A 16,997-nucleotide genomic window follows, 5' to 3' on the forward strand; every position below is an offset into this window, starting at 1 on the left:
AACCGACAATAGTATTAAAGCTTTCTATCCAGCGCAGGGCTGACTTTGTAAGGATGACACTCACATTGTGCTATTTTAAGTATATTCTTTAAGATTAATCCTTATGGCTTACTCAGTATCCCGTGGCTAAATATGACGCGAACATCTTCAGATAGGTGGTGCAACATGTCCAAGAAAAAGTCAGTGCCTGTTTTGTTAACGTTACTGTCATCTCTTGTGTTTTTGTCAAGCTATGCGATAGCTAATCCTGGTAACGGCAATGGCTACGGAAACGGCAATGGTCACAGCAACAATAATCACGGAAATAAAGGCGTTGGTAATGGTCAAAATAAGGCCAAGAATAAGAATGACCGGTCTTCACGTGATTCGTTGGTGTCGGTGAATGTTACATATGACAGAGTACGACCGCTTGCGCTCAACTATGGGTTAACCGGTTATCAATCTTTGCCTCCAGGCATCGCTAAGAATTTAGTCAGAGGTAAACCGTTGCCTCCGGGTATTGCGAAAAAGGCGGTACCCGCATCCTTGCTGGGGCTGTTGCCATCATATCCAGGATATGAATGGCGTATTGTTGGGGATGATTTGGTTTTAGTGGCACTGAGCACAGCTATTATTGCTTCAGTTATCAATGGCGTCTTTGAGTAGCCATATATCGGTTCTTTTTCTTATAAGGCCGCCATTCGGCGGCGAGCCCTCTTTATTCCTCGTATCTGAATCTGTGCCTGCCCCTTAGCATAACAGGCATCCGCCTGTCTGGCCTGTTTTATGCGGGCCTGAAATTCTTGCAAAAAATCCCGGGTGAAATGTATATCTGCATCCGAAATGATAAGGCACCGGTACGGGGAGCCGGTTTCAACCGTGTTTGTGGAATCTACGATCTGAGAGCCAGACGAATGGCTAAAAGCTACGGAACAAAATTACCTGTTTAAACGTGAGCTGAGAAAATTGAACGATGCTAATTATCAGTCAATTATTTTATAGGCTTGTAGAGGTCATGGTAGTATTCAGTTCTTTCGAGAAAATAATCTTTTAACTCATCAGGAACACTTTTCAAAAAGGGATCAATACTGACTTCTTTTCCGAGGACTTTCATGGACACGTATGTAGACGCCATGAAATCAGCCTGATTTCTCATTGCCTCTTCAATGCCATCCATAAGTTGTCCCATACTTACCTCCATATTTTTCTTTTTGCGAATCCCAACCTTCACATTTAAATAAAAAATATAAATGTAGCTAAAAACACGTTATCTCATGTACGGCTTAAACGGTAAAGTATACTAATTATAATGCAGTTATTTGATTTTTTGAGCTGCAAAGTTTGATTCAGCAGCCTGCTCTAAAACTGCGCGCAATAGTCGATCACGTTGAGAAAACGCAGCCCGGATGGGGCGATACCGGGCATAGCGGCAATCTCCCATAACGAAAGACGCCACAGCGCTGGCTGAAGAAAGGTCCAAAGCTCAGGGGATTTATCAGCCGGTTTATGCGTTATGGGGGAATTACGTTGAGCGGTTATGGCAGGCACTTTACGATACAATAACGTGCAATTATCAATAATATTTACTGAAGCTTTTATCGGGCACCATCAAAATGGCGGCTGACATTTTTACGCCAACCGCCATTTATCATTAATAATAGTTTACTGTGAACACGGCGTTTGCATAGGCTTCACCACTTTTTACCGTATTTGATGTCGTAATAAAACGAGCCACATAATTTAACTGATTTTCACCGGCAGTAATAACTTGCGGCTCTGTAGGCTGATTGAGTTTAATAATCTGACCCTGGCTGTTAGTGAGTTGAATACCCAGGCCAGACGCCGAGCTTGTGTCAGTCAACGCTAAAATTTCATCAGAGTTTGTCACTGTTTGCCCTTCGAACGTTAATACGGCCTGTGTGCTGCTCACAGGGCAGTCCACAAGATGAATGGTAAAGTTTTTGGCGCCGGTGAGTTGGCCGATTGAGCCGTTGAAAACAGCGCCGGATATATAACCCATCTCAATCTGAAGATCCTGACTGTCGGCAGAGACGTTACATCCCGGATGCGTTATTGTGCCGTGAAAGTTGAGGGTTCCAGCCATCGAATTGGTTGCTGCCGCGAAAGCTAAAGCCGCAGTCAGTGAGGTATAGATAAACGATTTTTTCATAGATTAACACCTTCCATTGTAATAAATGGCTCTCGCCATTGAGTGATTTACTTATATTTATCCGTCATGGGATAACGGCGAACGCCATCCTTTGGACGTATCTCTTTATTGATTTAGTGAGATTATAGTTAAGATAAATTTATTTGACTAATGGGATGCGGCGGATAAAGAAAGGAATACCCTTTGTTTCTAAAGGTTATTCTATTGCTGCTAGGATGTTAGTGTTACGGGTGGGGATATTACTCTGTGCAATTTCTCCCTGAGGGAGAGGCTTTCTTGTTTGACACGCAATGTATTATTATTTTCCGGATTTATATCAATGTAGAATGCCTTTCTTCATCTGCTAATACGGACAGCAAGGCCCTCTGCGCTGGCGAATAAATATTGTTATTTGATGTTGTAGTATCCATAAAGTTTCTCTAGGCTTCCTTAATGTCACCGGTGGCATCTTTTTCTACCCAAGGAGATGTCAATGAAAACGTTAAATATCACGCCGATTGGAACCGTCGAAATTGTCGGGGACGAAACCTGTGTCATTCTGGAGAAAATGTATATACCGGCGTTAAAAGGGCTGGAGGGGTTTAGCCACATCAATATTCTGTGGTGGTTTGACCGCAGTGACACGGCGCAATTGCGCCGTACACGGGTTTCTTCCGTGCCTTACCGCGATGCGGGGGAGATGATGGGGGTTTTTGCGACCCGTTCGCCTCAAAGGCCCAACCCTCTGGCGCTGACGGTGGCCCGGATATTACATATTGACCCGCATTCAGGCCGGGTTTGGATCGACTATATCGACGCTGACCAGGCAAGCCCGGTTATTGATCTCAAACCCTACACCCCGAGCCTGGACCGGGTCGAAAATCCCGGCGTTCCGCCCTGGTGTGCCGGGTGGCCCAATTCACTGGAGGCATCCGCAGACTATGACTGGGAAAAGGTATTTGGCCCAAATTAATACCCGCGCTTTTCACCTGAGCCACAAAAACAACGTCCCCCGATTGTAATCCCCGGCCTAACCCTTTATTGTTCGGTAGTTTTGTTACCGTTTAACAAGGAACGTCACGACTAACGCGCGTTATGGAAAACCCAATCCCTTCTTACCTGCGGTTTACGCCGGGCAAGGCGTTGCCGCATTGGTATCGCTTCATTGCCCGCGCGCTGACTGGTTTCTATTATTCATCAATTGGCCTCGTGGATGAACGGGGTCAGCGCGTTTGTGCGCCGGACGACGGCATTCCTACACTCTTTCTTACCAGTCACCGCAACGGTGCGACCGACGGCTGGATGTTCAGCCGGGTGTCGCCGCGTGCGCAGTTTCTTGCCGCCGTGCAGTTGTTACGTTCGCGCTTCCTGCGCCTGCTGTTTACCGGCATACCGGTGGTGCGCGACAAAGATCGCCAGCGCTACGGCTTCAGCCGGGCACAGACGGGAAATCCGGCGCTGCATGGCATCGCTCATCTGAAACAGGGCGGCGATCTGATCATTTTCCCGGAAGGAACCAGCGAATGGGGACCCGCGCCTCAGCCTTATCAACCGGGAGCGGTTAAGATAATCCGGCGGCTGTTGCAGGAAGGGTATGCCCTGCGGGTAATTCCCGTCGGCAGCTTTTATCAGGCGCCCGATGTTTTCGGGTCGCGCGTTGAACTGATGATTGGTGCGCCGCTGGCGCTGCCGGACCGCGCGGAGAAAACGCAGGATGCCTGGGAAGCGGAAATTACAGAATGTGTGCGTGAAGCGCTGGACCGTGTGTCAGTGAACTGTGCCGATGAAGAAACGCTGGCGAACGTTCAGCGTTACGCCCGGCAATGCCGCCGGCGCGGCGAGTCGTATGCGGCGGCGTTTAAACGGGTTGAACGCTGCGCCGTTCCTGTCACAGACGTACCGGAAACGATGGGAACGATAAAAAAAGCGTGGGCCTGGGCGTGGCAGTTGCCGTTCGTCTCAACGCTTTTTCCGGTTTTATTGTGTGCATGGCTGGCCGGCAGGCGGGCTGACGGACGCAATACGGTGACTTTTTTCCGCCTGGCAGGGGGTTTTGCCGCAGCGATGCTGTGGCAGCCTTGCCTGGCGGTGGCCGGCGTGATTTATCCCTGGCTGTGGTTGTGGTACTGCGCCGCGTATTTAGGGTGGCGCCAGCGCGCAGTGTGGGGAGAAGGAGGAGTATGAGTCTGGTAATGAAAAACAGTAGCTTTCTCGGTTCGGCGTATCAGAACCGCCCAAGCTATTGGATCTATTTTACCCTGATAGCCCTGATTATCGGGCTGGGGATCTATTCAACATGGAAAATTAACGACGCACAGTTTATCGCGCCCATCGTGGCCGGCACGGTCGTCTGGCTGATGCTGCTGCGCGCGATGCGCTCTTCATCACTGCGCTGGCGCAACTGGACCGGTGTGTTGCAGTTTGCCGTCAGCTGGCTGGTGTTTCCGCTGTTTAAGGCGATTCAGTTGGCGATGCCGCGCTCGGCCGATGCCAACCTATTGGCGATGGACCGCGGTCTGTTCGGTGTGGGCGTTCCCGAATTGCTGCTGGGCTGGGAGCGTGTCTGGCTGAGCGAATTAATGAGCCTGTGCTATTTCTCTTTCTATTTCATCATCCTGATCCCGGTGGTGGTGTATGCGTTTCGTCGTTACGATCCCGCTGGGCGGGGCTTTTTCTACGGCCTGATGCTGATGTATTTGTTCGGCTTTATCGGCTACCTGCTGGTGCCTGCGGCCGGACCTTACGCGGCCTTCCCGGAGGTCTTCCCTTATCCGCCGCAAGGCGGCTGGATGACGGGGTTAATGACCGGGCTGGTGGCGCGCGGCGGAACGGGGATGGACGTTTTCCCCAGCCTGCACTGCGGGATCAGCCTGTTCGTGCTGGGTTATCTGGTGATGCAACGCCATTACGGCAGCGCGCTGCTGTTGTCGCCGCTGGTGGCGGGCGTCATTCTGGCGACGCTGTATCTGCGTTATCACTATGGTATCGATCTGCTCGCCGGCGCTCTGCTTGCCGTGCTGGTACTGGGATGGCTGCGCAGCAGCGGCTTTGCCAGCCGTAAGAACCCGATAAGGATGAAATAATGCTGACAGATTCCGACCCGATCCTGACGTTTAACGATCCTCATGCCAACGAACTGGCCTTGAGCGGCGGAAAAGGCGCCAATCTGGCGCGCTTGACGGCGGGCGGCCTGCCCGTTCCGCCCGGCTTAATCGTTACCGCGCAGGCCTACCGGGACTTTCTGGCGCCGCTCAGGCCGCGCATCCGGGCATTGTTGCAAAATGATGACGTTACCGCGGCCAGCTGGGAGGTTCAGCAACTTATTCGTCAATCGCTCCTGCCGGACTCTCTTGCCGCCGCCGTTGCCCGGCGGCTGGAAGCCCTGGACGCACTCGCGTGGAACGTGGCTGTCCGTTCGTCCGCCACGTTTGAGGACTTACCCGGCGCGGCGTTTGCCGGCCAGCATGATACGCTGCTGAACGTGCGTGGCACGGAGGCGATCCTCGACGCCATCCGCGAATGTTACGCCTCGCTGTGGCATGAACACGCCATGCGTTACCGTGCGCGCCTGCACCTTCCGCACCTCGACGCCGCGATGGCGGTGGTGATCCAGCAGATGGTGGAAATGACGGAAAACGACGCCGCCGGGGTGGCGTTCTCCATTGACCCGGTGCGCGGCGATCTCGGGCGGGTACTGATTAACGCCTGCTTCGGGCTGGGCGAAAGCGTGGTTGGCGGCGAACGCGAGGTGGACGAATACCGCGTCGCCATGCCGCAACTGGACGTGGTGGAACGCAACATCGGGCGCAAATCCGCCATCCTGCTGAAAGACAGCCGGGGCGTGCGCGATGTGCCGCTGCCGGAGTCCCGCCAGTTACAAAGTTCGCTCAGCGATGAGCAGTGTTTGGCGGTGGCGCGTATTGCGCACCAGGCCCAGGCATTCTTTGGTTTTCCGCAGGATATCGAATGGGCGTTTTCCGGCCCGTCGCTTTACCTGCTGCAATCCCGCCCGGTGACGTTTATCCCCGAACGCTGGACGCGTGATGAGTCCGCCGAACGTTTTCCCAACGCGGTAACGCCGCTGACCTGGGATCTGGTGGAAGAGGGGTTTCATAAATCGCTTAACTACTCCTTCTCGCTGATGGACCTGCCGCACTTCGGCGGCAAATGGTTTGCCGTGAAGGAATGCTACGTGTACGGCAACCAGAATGCGGTAGAGCTGTACGCCGGGCGGATGCCGGGCGGCATCAGTTCGCTGGAACACCTGCGGGAAGCGCTGCCGCAGCTGGCGCAACGCTATGCCTGGGTGCAGGAGTTGCCGGTGCGCTGGATGCGCGATCTGGACACCTACCTGCTGGAGATCGGTGCCCTGATGCGCGAAGCGCTTGGCGGCTACACGATGGCGCAGTGCTGGGATTATCTGCTGCGCGTGCGTGACGCCGGCACCCGCTACTTCCTGCCGAATATCGCGATTTCCCTGACGCAGCGTACCCTGTATGCAGTGCTGTACCAGATCCTTCAGATGTCGATGCCGCCTGCAGAGGCAAAATCGGTGTTTGACCTGCTGCTCTCGGTATCCGACACCAAAACCGGGCAGGTTAACGCCGAACTGTGGGCGCTTTCGCGCCAGATTCGCCAGGAACCCGCGCTGCTGAGGGGCTTTGAGCAAACGCCGTCGCTGACGCTGGCCGGGCGGCTGGCTGATTACCCCGCATTTCAGGCCGACTTCGATCGTTTTTTGCAACGTCACGGCCACCGGGAGCTGGATTTTGACGCCTACTATCCCACCTGGCTGGAAGTGCCGCACGTGGTGCTGGACCAACTGAAGATGCTGGCGGAACTGCCGGATGAAGATCTGGCGGCGAAGGCGCTTGACGGCAAGCTGTCGGCCTCTGCGGCGCAGCACGCTTACCTGAGCGGCGTACCGGAAGACCTGCGCTATTTTGTTGAGGAAGTGATCCGGCTGGCGCGCGTTTATACCTACCTGGACGATCTGGAACATTATCAGACCACGCGCCTGACGCTGCCGTTCCGCCGCGGCGTGAGGGAAATCGGCGAACGCTTGGTGAAAAGCGGGGTGCTCGCGGCGGCGGACGATCTCTATTTCTCCTCTTTCGCCGATCTGGACGCCGCCGTGGCGCAAAACCGCTTTGACGGGCTGAGCGCGCAGATCAGCGCCAATAAGGCGGCCTGGCAGGTGGCGAAGCAGCGCAGTCCCGCCTGGAACCTTGGCGAGGATGACGCGGTGCCGGAAATGCCGCCGGGCGACGTGATGCAGGGCATGGCAGGCAGTCCGGGAACGGTGGAAGGGGAAGTCTTCCTGGTCCATGGGCCGGAGGAGTTTGCCGCGTTCCCCAAAGGCGCGATTCTGGTGGCGCGAACCACCAACCCGGCGTGGACTTCATTGTTCTACCGCGCCAGCGGCGTGATCACCGAAAGCGGCGGCCCCTTGTCCCACGGCGCGGTGACGGCGCGGGAGCTGCAACTGCCGGCGGTGATGAGCGTGCGCGGCGTGATGGATCTGTTAACCAACGGCATGCGGGTGAAGGTGGACGGAAAAGCGGGAACGGTCAGCATCCTGTCCCGCTGAGCGTTATAGACTCCGGGCCGGTATGATGCCGGCCCGGAGTCTGACAGATGGTTAAGGTTTGCGGCAGGCGGCCAGCGCATCCAGCGACGGATCGTACTCTTTCGTTTTAACGTTCATCATCGCCAGCACGGTATGGAACAGGTTGTCGTGCGAAAACGCCTGCGTTTTGCCCTGTTGCTTCAGGCAGTCCAGATTTACCCCGTTAGCCTGCATGTAGCCCTGTGACATCCATATTTCCATCGGGACGTGGGTTTGCTCCTCCGGGGCGAATTTATACGGCGTACCGTGCAGATAAAGCCCTTTCTCCCCCAGCGACTCCCCGTGATCGGAAACATAATACAGCGCGGTGTTGTAGTCCTTCTCGTACTCTTTCAGCTTTTGAATCGCCTGTGAGACGACGTAGTCCGTATAGCGGATGGTATTGTCATAGGTGTTGACCAACTGCGCCTGGCTACAGTTCTCAATGTCGCTGCGCGGGCAGTCCGGGGTAAAGGTGCGGAACTCTGGCGGATAGCGTTTGTAGTAGGTCGGCCCGTGGCTGCCGATCAGGTGCAGTACGATGATCTTGTTTTTACCGTCGGCGGGAATTTTGTCGTCGAGGTTATTCAGCAGCACCTGGTCATAGCAGACGCTGCCGTTGCATAGGGTTTTGTCGCTGTCGGTCGGTACCAGCTCATGGGGAATGCGGTCGCAGGCGCCTTTGCAGCCTTCGTCATTGTCTTTCCAGAAGGCGGAAATGCCGGCCTTTTGCAGCACGTCCAGCAACCCCTCGCTGTTGTGCGCTTTATTATTGTCGAACTGGGTACGAGACATGTCGGAAAACATGCAGGGCACCGAAATGGCGGTGGCCGTGCCGCAGGAGCTGACGTTGGCAAAATAGACCAGATTATTTTCTTTGGCGGTAAAGGCGTTGGTCGGGCGTTCATAGCCGCCGAGCGACTGATTCTGGGCGCGGGCGGTTTCGCCCAGCACGATCACCATCAGGGTAGGTTTCTGCCCGGCTTTTTGTACCAGCGCGGCGTCATCGCCGATTTTCCTGAACGGCATTTTCTGCGTGAAATAGGTTTTGTGTACGTACTGAACCGTGCTGTAGAGATAGTTGGTCGGCACGATTTCCAGGTTCAGCGTCCGGTTATTGCGGCCGACCGACGCATAATCCTGATAATACAGCGCGGCGATCAGCGCGATGACCAGCAGGGAAATCAGCATGGAAAGCAGCCGCATGCCCAGCCGCATCAAAACGTTATGACCGTAAGTGACACGGGTGCGTATCAGCAGCAGCGCGGGAAGAACGCCGGTGAAAACGATCCACAGTATGACGGAAAGGTTCAGGTAAGAATCGGCTTCCGCGCTGTTGGTTTCCAGAATGTTTTCAATCATGCCTTTATCGAAAATAACCTGATATTTCAGCATGGCATAGCTGGCAAACGCGCTGACGACCAAAATGAGGCAGAAGAACGGTTTAAATATCACCTTAAAACTAAACGGCGTAAAAACAAAGTTCAGGGCGGCCAGCAGTAATACCGGGATAGAGATGACGAACCCCAGTTTATATTCGCCTAACGCGCTCAGAATGCGCTGGAAATGCAGTAATATCGGCAGGTTGGGGATCAACGTGAAATAAAGCGCGAGCAAAATGGTCAGCGTTAAAAAACTGGCTTTCGGTGTAACGATACGCAAAAACGTAGCTCCTGAATATATGATTTTTTACGCGCATTCCCGCCTGGCATGCGGTGTGGGCGCTGATAAGGCTGGGCCTTCGGAAGGGAATCTTAGACAGGGAAGCTTAAGGCTGCATTAAGACAAGGAAGAATCAATAGGCGTAAAAATAACAGGGTTATTGACGGCGGAAAAATATAATTACCCCCGTTGTTATTCCGTAACGAATTTCCCGCCGGAATTCTGAGCAGGTTATTACGTTTATTATCTGCCGTAACAACTTGCCACATTTTTATCATTAAATATTTTATCTTCCCGCTTGAGTTTTTACTTACCGTAATGATAATCGATATCATTCTTTTTCGGCTTTTGCGCTGGCGGTAACTCCGCCGGGGAGATCTATGTTCGTACCGTTTCTGATTATGTTCCGCGAAGGGCTGGAAGCCGCATTAATCGTCAGCCTGATTGCCGGTTATCTGAAGCGTACCCAGCGTTCACAATGGCTTGGCGCAGTGTGGGTCGGCGTGATTGCGGCGGCGTTGCTGTGCCTGGGGCTGGGGATCTTCATCAATGAAACCACCGGCGAATTCCCGCAAAAACAGCAGGAACTGTTTGAAGGCGTGGTCGCCGTCGCGGCGGTATGCATTCTGACCTACATGGTGTTTTGGATGCGGCGGGTTTCCCGCTCGGTGAAGGCGCATCTGGAAGGGGCGATCGATCAGGCATTAAACGCCGGGCACCGTCAGGGCTGGGCGCTGGTGTTTATGGTGTTTCTCGCCGTGGCGCGCGAAGGGCTGGAGTCAGTATTTTTCCTGCTGGCGGCGTTTCAGCAGGATGTCGGCATCGCCGCGCCGATCGGCGCCATCGCCGGCCTGCTGTGCGCTTGCGCGGTGGGCATGCTGATTTACTGGGGCGGCGTGAAGCTGCATCTGGCGCAGTTTTTCAAGTGGACCAGCCTGTTCATTTTGTTCGTCGCGGCCGGGCTGGCGGCCGGGGCGATCCGGGCGTTTCATGAAGCGGGGCTGTGGAATCAGCTGCAGAGCGTGGCGTTCGATCTGAGCGGCGTACTGTCTACGCATTCCCTGGCCGGCACTCTGTTGGAGGGGCTGCTGGGCTATCAGGAAACGCCGAGCGTCAGCGAAGTCCTGGTCTATTTCCTGTATCTGATCCCGGCGCTGATTTTCTTTTTCCTGCCGTCCCGCGAGCGGGCGCTGGCGGGCAAAGCTGAACAATAACCTCATTATCCGTTTCTCAGGGAGTCGTTTTATGTCTCAACCGATCCTGCGCCGTAAGGCGCTGTATCTGGCGCTGTTTGCTGCGCCGGCATTTTTTGCGTTGCCGTTCTCCGCCGTCGCCGCGGACGATCTTCCTCAGGTTAAAATCAGCGTGAATGATAAACAGTGCGACCCGATGACGCTGAACCTGACGGCGGGGAAAACCCGCTTCACCATCCACAATGACAGCCAGAAAGGGCTGGAGTGGGAGATCCTCAAAGGCGTGATGGTGGTGGAAGAGCGGGAAAACATTGCGCCGGGCTTCACGCAGAAAATGACGGCGACGCTGGAGCCGGGTGAATATGACATGACCTGCGGCCTGCTCAGTAACCCGAAAGGCAAAATTATCGTGACGGCGGCGGGGGAGACGAAGTCCGCCAAGCCGGATGCGCTGTCGCTGGTGGGGCCGATTGCCGACTATAAGGTATACGTCATACAGGAAGTCAGCCAGCTGGTTGAACAAACCCGCGCCTTCACCACGGCGGTGAAGAAGGGGGAACTGGCGCAGGCGCAAAATCTTTACGCGCCGGCCCGTCGCCACTATGAGCGCATTGAGCCTATCGCGGAGCTGTTTTCCGATCTCGACGCGCGTATCGACGCGCGCGAAGATGACTTTGAACAGAAAGCGCAGGATCCGCATTTCACCGGATTCCACCGCCTGGAAAAAGCCCTGTTCGGTGATAAGAGCACGGCAGGCATGGACAAAATGGCCGACGGCCTGATGAACGATGTTCTGGATCTGCAAAAACGTATCGGCATGCTGACCTTCCCGCCCAGTAAAGTGGTGGGCGGCGCGGCGGGTTTGATTGAAGAAGTCGCAGCCAGCAAAATCAGCGGCGAGGAAGATCGCTACAGTCGCACCGACCTGTGGGACTTTCAGGCCAACGTTGACGGCGCACAGAAGATCGTCGATCTGCTGCGTCCGCTGCTGGAAAAAGCCAATCCGGCCCTGCTGGGCAAGATTGACGTCAACTTCAAAAAAGTGGACGGCGTACTGGCGAAATACCGCACCAAAACGGGGTTTGAGCCGTATGACAAATTGAGCGATGCCGATCGCAATGCGATGAAGGGGCCGATTACCGCGCTGGCGGAGGATTTATCCCAACTGCGCGGCGTGCTGGGGCTGGACTGAGGCGGACATGATGAACAGAAATGCCTGCCCGTTTCATACGCTGCTGGAGAAAGCCGGGCTGCGGAAAGCAGAGGCAAAGATGCAGCCTTCCCGCCGCCGTCTGCTGATGGGCGCCGGGGTGCTGGGCGGCGCGCTGGCGCTGGGTAACGCCACCGGGGCAGACGTGGGAACCCGGCCGCTGGCGACGGCGCCCGGGGGGCAGGGCGCACGCCGGCAGAAACAGCCGTTTTACGGCCGTCATCAGGCCGGTATCCTGACGCCGCAACAGGCATCGATGATGCTGGTGGCGTTTGACGTACTGGCGACCGATCGCGCGGAGCTGCAACGTCTGTTCCGTCTGCTGACGGCGCGCATCGCGTTTCTCACCGGCGGCGGGCCGGCAGAGCAGGCCGACGACAAACTGCCGCCGCCGGATTCGGGCATTATGGGGCCGGAGATCTATCCGGATAACCTGACGATGACGGTTTCCGTCGGCGATTCCCTGTTTGACGAACGTTACGGCCTGGCGGCGCAGAAACCGCGTCGTTTGCAACGCATGACCCGCTTTCCCAACGATGCGCTGGACGCGGCGCAGTGCCACGGCGATCTGCTGTTGCAGATATGCAGCAACAGCGGCGACAGCGTGATTCATGCCCTGCGTGACGTGATTAAACACACGCCGGACCTGCTCAGCGTGCGCTGGCGGCGCGACGGTTTTATCTCCGCCCATGCGGCGCAAAGCGCAGGCGAAGAGACGCCAATCAACCTGCTGGGGTTCAAAGACGGTACGGCCAACCCCGACACCGGCGACGATGACCTGATGGCAGGCGTCGTCTGGGTCGGCGCCGGGCAGGATGAACCGGCGTGGACGCACGGCGGAAGCTACCAGGCGGTGCGTCTGATTCGTTTTCGCGTGGAGTTCTGGGATCGCACGCCGCTGCACGAACAGGAAAACATTTTCGGGCGCAACAAAGCCAGCGGCGCGCCGCTCGGCATGACCCGGGAACATGACGTCCCGGACTATGCGCGCGATCCGGACGGCAAAATCATTCCGCTCGACGCGCACATCCGCCTGGCGAATCCGCGTACGCCGCAAACGCAGTCCAGCCTGATGCTGCGCCGGGGCTACAGCTATTCACAGGGCGTCACCGCCTCCGGTCAACTGGACATGGGGTTGCTGTTTGTGTGCTATCAGCACGATCTGGAGAAAGGCTTTCTGACCGTGCAAAAACGCCTTAACGGCGAAGCGCTGGAAGAGTACGTAAAACCGTTCGGCGGCGGCTATTTTTTCGCGCTTCCCGGCGTACCCGACGGCGAACATTATCTCGGGCAGGGCATGTTTGCCTGAGCGCGGGCGGGCATTTCGGATGCCCGCTACCGCTTAATTTTCTAAAACTTTCTTCCGGGTAACATTTTTTTCTCAAAAACCTCGCGCGCCGCGCTAAATTGTCATTATACTGACATCATCAAGCGGTAGTTTCCCCATCAAACGCAGGAGAGTATTGATTCCTGCGCAGTTTATGAGGAGCGCGGATGAAAAAGTCCTTAGTTGGGCTGCTGCGATGTAAACATCAATTTCTTCTCCCGGCTTTTTGTGGCGCATCCCGGCGCTGCGTATCTTCTTCACGGCACATTTCACTCTTTCACTCACTTTATCCCGATATCAGTTTGCTCTACCGGTTCCGGCCGCGGGCGGCGTGCGTCGCGCCGTCGGTCATTAAACCTAACGTCTCAGGCGTAAACAGAGGGGGATTTCCGACATGTGAACTCAGCGGATAGACCGGCAATGAAACGATGAACGCAACCAAACTGTAAGGTGCCACACTATGGGAAAACAGAAAGCTGTCATCAGAGCGCGTCGTGAGGCTAAACGTGTGATTAAACGCGAAAACCGCCATCAACGTTTGCGTGAGGAAGAGCAGGTGACTTCTCTGGTGCAAATGAGCGGCGTGGAAGCCATCGGCATGGCGCGTGAAAAGCGGGATAACGCGCCGCTGGAAGCCAGAACGGAAGCACAGGCCAGATATTTGTCGGCATTAGAAACCAAGCAGTTAATCTTTGCCACCGGCGAAGCCGGATGCGGCAAAACCTTTATCAGCACGGCCAGGGCGGCGGAGGCGCTGATTCATAAAGAGGTCGACAGGATTATCGTCACGCGGCCGGTGTTACAGGCCGATGAAGACCTCGGCTTTTTACCCGGCGATGTGACGGAGAAGTTCGCGCCGTACTTCCGTCCGGTGTATGACGTACTGAAGCGCCGGCTGGGCGCCTCGTTCCTGCAATACTGCCTGCGCCCGGAAATCGGGAAGGTGGAAATCGCCCCGTTTGCCTACATGCGCGGGCGGACGTTCGAAAACGCGTTTGTTATTCTGGATGAAGCACAAAATGTTACCGCCAGCCAGATGAAAATGTTCCTCACCCGGCTGGGGGAAAACGTCACGGTGGTGGTCAACGGGGATATAACCCAGTGTGACCTGCCGACCGGCGTAAAATCGGGCCTCACGGACGCGCTGCAACGCTTTTGTGAGGATGAAATGGTCGCCATTATTCGTTTTGAAGCCGGGGATTGCGTGCGTTCGGCACTGTGCCAGCGCGCCCTGCATGCTTATTACTGACGTTCGTCAGCGCGTCTTCAGGAGTCGCCCGCGGGCGACTCTGCTTTTTCCCGGCAACGGCAAGCTTAACGCCGCTATGCTGCAATTCCGGGACATATTTATGACACTTACTTTGTCAGTGAAACGCTGCCCTGCGTAATCAGGCCGCTGTCGTCGACTACCGCGTAATTCAGGCCAGATGCAGAGGCGGGTAACGGCGCGAGCAGGGGAAGTTCCTGACTGCCGCCCGGCGGCAACATCAGATCCCGCAAAACCGGCGTATCACCGTCGCTCAGGCGGTTGAACGTCACGTAATACGGTGACGGATTGCTGATGCGCAGCCGATCCTGGGTACTGCCGACGCGGCTGAAGCGCATCGACTTCAGCGCCTCCGAAGATGGCCCCTTCAGGGCGTGCGGGCGGTAAAACAGCTTAAACTTCAGCAACAGCGAGACATTCAGCTCAGGCTTCCCGGTGTTCAGCTCTTTACCGGTTTTCGGCGATAAGATCTGTACGTTGAGCCAATACAGCCGTTCGGTGCCGGCGTTTTTTTGCCCGATAGCGCTGTTAATCAGGCGGATGCTGCGGTTAGTGTGCGCATCCATTTTGAAGATGCTGGGGTAGGTGATAACCGGCGAACCTTTAAACCCGGCGTTGCTGTTAAGCGCGCCGTCGTCAACCCAGGCCTGTACCACGACCGGATAGTCATTCCGGTTGGATAACAGAAAGCTTTGCTCACGATTCGCGTCATCGAATACGACGCGTGAGGCGTCGAACTGGACGTTGGCCTGCGCCATTCCCGATGCCAGCAGGAAAAAGCACAGTAAACCCTGAATAATCGCAGACTTTATCATCATCAACCTGTCTTGTTTGCGTCACTGAACCTGAATAACGACCTGGGCCGTGGCTTTGATTTTCCCGGTAGTAACGGTTTTACCCGGTAATTTCATCAGCGTAGCCGTTAAATTTTTAGTGTAGAAGGTGATGCCATTCAGGGTCGACCCCTGTTCGGTCGCATCAAGTACCGGATACCAGCCGGCAGTTTCACCTGTCCCGTAGCCCCCTAATGCGGTCAGCAGGGTCAGCGCCTTTGAGTTTTTGTCGCTGATGCGGATCCCCACACCGGTAGCGATATTCGGGTCGGTATCATAACCGTCGGAAAGCAGGTAGTTTACGCCGCCATTGGGGGTGCCAAACCCTTCCGCAAAGGCAGATATAGCGTTTTCCGTATTCACCAGAATCCCCATGGCGGTCTGGCTGGCCGCCGTGCCGCTGACGAAGGCGGTGAGACCACTGTTAGCCGGTGCGCCGGTCTGACAGAAAAACTGAATCTGGATTGGCGCCTGGCGGGTGACGTTCTGATTCAGCTCGGCGACCGAAATAATGGGAAACGTTACGTTGGGCGTCACGTTCGACACCAGGCAGGTCGCGCTGCGGCGGATGGTAATACGTTTATGGAGGCTGATCGCGCCGGGCCAGTAATCATGCCAGCCGTTATACTTCGTCGCCGAATCTGCGCCAACTTCAAGGTTGGTGCTGCGGGTACCCCCTTTAAAGGCGATATAGGCTGCGGGCTGGGACCAGTCATACTGACCGGAGGATGTGAGCCCGCTACTGTTGTTAAGCCGGATCAGTTCGGTGCGGACGCCGCTGAAGTTTTTAGCCTTAACCAGGATCCAGCCCTGAGAATCCTTATCCAGATTGGTCAGCTCGCGGGCCTTCCAATAGCGCGAGAAATATTCCCCGGTGTTCGTGTTTGTGATACGAATCCCCATCCCCTGATAACGGGTACGGTAGGTTTCGGGAATGCCCTCGGTGGCGCCGTCGTCATGCATGCCGGCGTAGGTTGAATCGCCGTTGGTGGCGTAATACTCATACAACCCCTTGGCGGCTTCATCGGCAGTACAGCGGAACAGAACTTGTTCCGGGGTAAAGGTGACGTCTCCCAATTCGTAAAATGATGAACTGCCGCTGGCGATTACGGTTCCCGAGGGCTGAAAGGCCAGGCTGTTAATGTTGATCACCAACGGCAGGCCGCCGCTTCCGCCTGCGCTGTCAGCTGCACCGCCCCAGGTGCCGAAGGTGCCTTTGCCCGGCTCAACGTAGTTATTGGCTGTTGATGCAGGGAGCGAGGTGTAGCTGACCCGGTAGCACTGCGCTGCCGCGCTGCTTGCATAAGACGCTGCCCCAATAACCAATAAGGTCATTGTGTGCTTGAGTGAAATCCGTCGGTGGTTGTAATACATATTTCCCTCTGAACATATCATTACTGGCATTGCATCAACGGTTCTTCACCGTCCTGATCGCTATGCCGATACAGCATCATTGAACCTGAATAATGACCTGTGCCGCAGCCTTGATTTTCCCGGTGGTCATCTCTTTACCCGGCAATTTTTTCAGGGCGGCGGTCAGGTTTTAGTGTAATACGTAAACCCGTTAACGGTGGAAACGGAGTCCGCGCTCAGCAGGTTAAGCACCTTTACATTCTTGTCGCTGATTTGAATTTCTGCGCCGGTGGCAATGTCAGGCCCGGTACCGTAACCATCGTTTCAGTGAATGCGTTACTGCCGCTGGCGATAATGGTCCCTTCGGGCTGGAAGGCCAGGCTGTTGATATTGACTACCGCCGGCAGCGCACGGTG

The 16,997-nt window shown here is 55.5% G+C and carries 14 protein-coding genes; 9 read left to right on the forward strand and 5 right to left on the reverse strand.

Features of this window, described 5'->3' with window-relative positions; translation table 11 throughout:
- Positions 1 to 165: 165 nt before the first annotated feature.
- Positions 166 to 645: an anti-virulence regulator CigR family protein gene (locus C8D90_RS00835; protein WP_115456524.1), complete on the forward strand. Its 480-nt coding sequence runs from the start codon at positions 166 to 168 to the stop codon at positions 643 to 645.
- A gap of 325 nt (positions 646 to 970) precedes the next feature.
- Here the strand turns inward: C8D90_RS00835 and C8D90_RS00840 are convergent, their stop codons facing one another.
- Both C8D90_RS00840 and C8D90_RS00850 read right to left on the reverse strand, forming a co-directional pair.
- On the reverse strand, positions 971 to 1,168 hold the full coding sequence (locus C8D90_RS00840) for a DNA polymerase III subunit theta (protein ID WP_115456525.1): 198 nt from the start codon (positions 1,166 to 1,168) through the stop codon (positions 971 to 973).
- A gap of 462 nt (positions 1,169 to 1,630) precedes the next feature.
- On the reverse strand, positions 1,631 to 2,149 hold the full coding sequence (locus tag C8D90_RS00850; protein WP_115456526.1) for a fimbrial protein: 519 nt from the start codon (positions 2,147 to 2,149) through the stop codon (positions 1,631 to 1,633).
- Between the two features lie 472 nt (positions 2,150 to 2,621).
- Here C8D90_RS00850 and C8D90_RS00855 point away from each other — a divergent pair, with 472 nt between their 5' ends.
- The 4 genes from C8D90_RS00855 to C8D90_RS00870 all read left to right on the forward strand — a co-directional run bounded on the left by C8D90_RS00855 (position 2,622) and on the right by C8D90_RS00870 (position 7,718).
- Entirely contained in the window at positions 2,622 to 3,101 is a 480-nt protein-coding gene (locus C8D90_RS00855; protein WP_115456527.1) for an SAM-dependent methyltransferase, read from the forward strand.
- A gap of 122 nt (positions 3,102 to 3,223) precedes the next feature.
- Positions 3,224 to 4,312, forward strand: coding sequence for a lysophospholipid acyltransferase family protein (locus tag C8D90_RS00860; protein WP_115456528.1), 1,089 nt, complete (start codon positions 3,224 to 3,226; stop codon positions 4,310 to 4,312).
- On the forward strand, positions 4,309 to 5,211 hold the full coding sequence (locus C8D90_RS00865) for a phosphatase PAP2 family protein (protein ID WP_115456529.1): 903 nt from the start codon (positions 4,309 to 4,311) through the stop codon (positions 5,209 to 5,211). The genes C8D90_RS00860 and C8D90_RS00865 overlap by 4 nt, the downstream gene beginning before the upstream one ends.
- Positions 5,211 to 7,718, forward strand: a complete 2,508-nt coding sequence (locus C8D90_RS00870) for a PEP/pyruvate-binding domain-containing protein (RefSeq protein ID WP_115456530.1) — start codon at positions 5,211 to 5,213, stop codon at positions 7,716 to 7,718. Before C8D90_RS00865 ends, C8D90_RS00870 begins: the two co-directional genes overlap by 1 nt.
- A 51-nt stretch (positions 7,719 to 7,769) precedes the next feature.
- Here C8D90_RS00870 and C8D90_RS00875 read toward each other — a convergent pair whose 3' ends face one another.
- A complete protein-coding gene (locus tag C8D90_RS00875; RefSeq protein WP_115456531.1) occupies positions 7,770 to 9,398 on the reverse strand; it encodes a phosphoethanolamine transferase in 1,629 nt (542 codons plus the stop codon).
- A 380-nt stretch (positions 9,399 to 9,778) separates the two neighbouring features.
- Between C8D90_RS00875 and efeU the strand changes: the two genes are divergently transcribed.
- The 4 genes from efeU (at position 9,779) to phoH (ending at position 14,377) form a co-directional block, all read left to right on the forward strand.
- A complete protein-coding gene (gene efeU / locus C8D90_RS00880; RefSeq protein WP_115456532.1) occupies positions 9,779 to 10,612 on the forward strand; it encodes an iron uptake transporter permease EfeU in 834 nt (277 codons plus the stop codon).
- A 31-nt stretch (positions 10,613 to 10,643) separates the two neighbouring features.
- Complete coding sequence (gene efeO / locus C8D90_RS00885) at positions 10,644 to 11,783, forward strand: iron uptake system protein EfeO (protein ID WP_115456533.1); 1,140 nt, start codon at positions 10,644 to 10,646, stop codon at positions 11,781 to 11,783.
- 79 nt (positions 11,784 to 11,862) lie between these two features.
- Entirely contained in the window at positions 11,863 to 13,110 is a 1,248-nt protein-coding gene (gene efeB, locus C8D90_RS00890; protein WP_115457216.1) for an iron uptake transporter deferrochelatase/peroxidase subunit, read from the forward strand.
- 478 nt (positions 13,111 to 13,588) lie between these two features.
- Positions 13,589 to 14,377: a phosphate starvation-inducible protein PhoH gene (gene phoH, locus C8D90_RS00900; protein WP_115456535.1), complete on the forward strand. Its 789-nt coding sequence runs from the start codon at positions 13,589 to 13,591 to the stop codon at positions 14,375 to 14,377.
- 107 nt (positions 14,378 to 14,484) lie between these two features.
- Here the strand turns inward: phoH and C8D90_RS00905 are convergent, their stop codons facing one another.
- Together C8D90_RS00905 and C8D90_RS00910 are read right to left on the reverse strand one after the other, a co-directional pair.
- Entirely contained in the window at positions 14,485 to 15,213 is a 729-nt protein-coding gene (locus tag C8D90_RS00905; RefSeq protein ID WP_115456536.1) for a fimbrial biogenesis chaperone, read from the reverse strand.
- An 18-nt stretch (positions 15,214 to 15,231) separates the two neighbouring features.
- Positions 15,232 to 16,563 carry a fimbrial protein gene (locus C8D90_RS00910; protein ID WP_115456537.1) on the reverse strand — a complete coding sequence of 444 codons (1,332 nt, stop codon included), beginning with the start codon at positions 16,561 to 16,563 and terminating at the stop codon, positions 15,232 to 15,234.
- Positions 16,564 to 16,997: the final 434 nt, after the last annotated feature.

The organism is Enterobacillus tribolii (assembly GCF_003363015.1).
In the GTDB taxonomy this organism is placed as follows: Bacteria; Pseudomonadota; Gammaproteobacteria; order Enterobacterales; family Enterobacteriaceae; genus Enterobacillus; species Enterobacillus tribolii.

Excerpts from the sequence above, each read along its gene's own strand:
- efeU (WP_115456532.1), top strand. The coding sequence starts at position 9,779 with ATGTTCGTACCGTTTCTGATTATGTTCCGCGAAGGGCTGGAAGCCGCA.
- C8D90_RS00835 (WP_115456524.1), top strand. The coding sequence starts at position 166 with ATGTCCAAGAAAAAGTCAGTGCCTGTTTTGTTAACGTTACTGTCATCT.
- efeB (WP_115457216.1), top strand. The coding sequence starts at position 11,863 with ATGCAGCCTTCCCGCCGCCGTCTGCTGATGGGCGCCGGGGTGCTGGGC.
- efeO (WP_115456533.1), top strand. The coding sequence starts at position 10,644 with ATGTCTCAACCGATCCTGCGCCGTAAGGCGCTGTATCTGGCGCTGTTT.
- C8D90_RS00855 (WP_115456527.1), top strand. The coding sequence starts at position 2,622 with ATGAAAACGTTAAATATCACGCCGATTGGAACCGTCGAAATTGTCGGG.
- C8D90_RS00850 (WP_115456526.1), bottom strand. The coding sequence starts at position 2,149 with ATGAAAAAATCGTTTATCTATACCTCACTGACTGCGGCTTTAGCTTTC.
- C8D90_RS00910 (WP_115456537.1), bottom strand. The coding sequence starts at position 16,563 with ATGACCTTATTGGTTATTGGGGCAGCGTCTTATGCAAGCAGCGCGGCA.
- C8D90_RS00865 (WP_115456529.1), top strand. The coding sequence starts at position 4,309 with ATGAGTCTGGTAATGAAAAACAGTAGCTTTCTCGGTTCGGCGTATCAG.
- C8D90_RS00870 (WP_115456530.1), top strand. The coding sequence starts at position 5,211 with ATGCTGACAGATTCCGACCCGATCCTGACGTTTAACGATCCTCATGCC.
- C8D90_RS00860 (WP_115456528.1), top strand. The coding sequence starts at position 3,224 with ATGGAAAACCCAATCCCTTCTTACCTGCGGTTTACGCCGGGCAAGGCG.
- phoH (WP_115456535.1), top strand. The coding sequence starts at position 13,589 with ATGGGAAAACAGAAAGCTGTCATCAGAGCGCGTCGTGAGGCTAAACGT.
- C8D90_RS00905 (WP_115456536.1), bottom strand. The coding sequence starts at position 15,213 with ATGATGATAAAGTCTGCGATTATTCAGGGTTTACTGTGCTTTTTCCTG.
- C8D90_RS00840 (WP_115456525.1), bottom strand. The coding sequence starts at position 1,168 with ATGGGACAACTTATGGATGGCATTGAAGAGGCAATGAGAAATCAGGCT.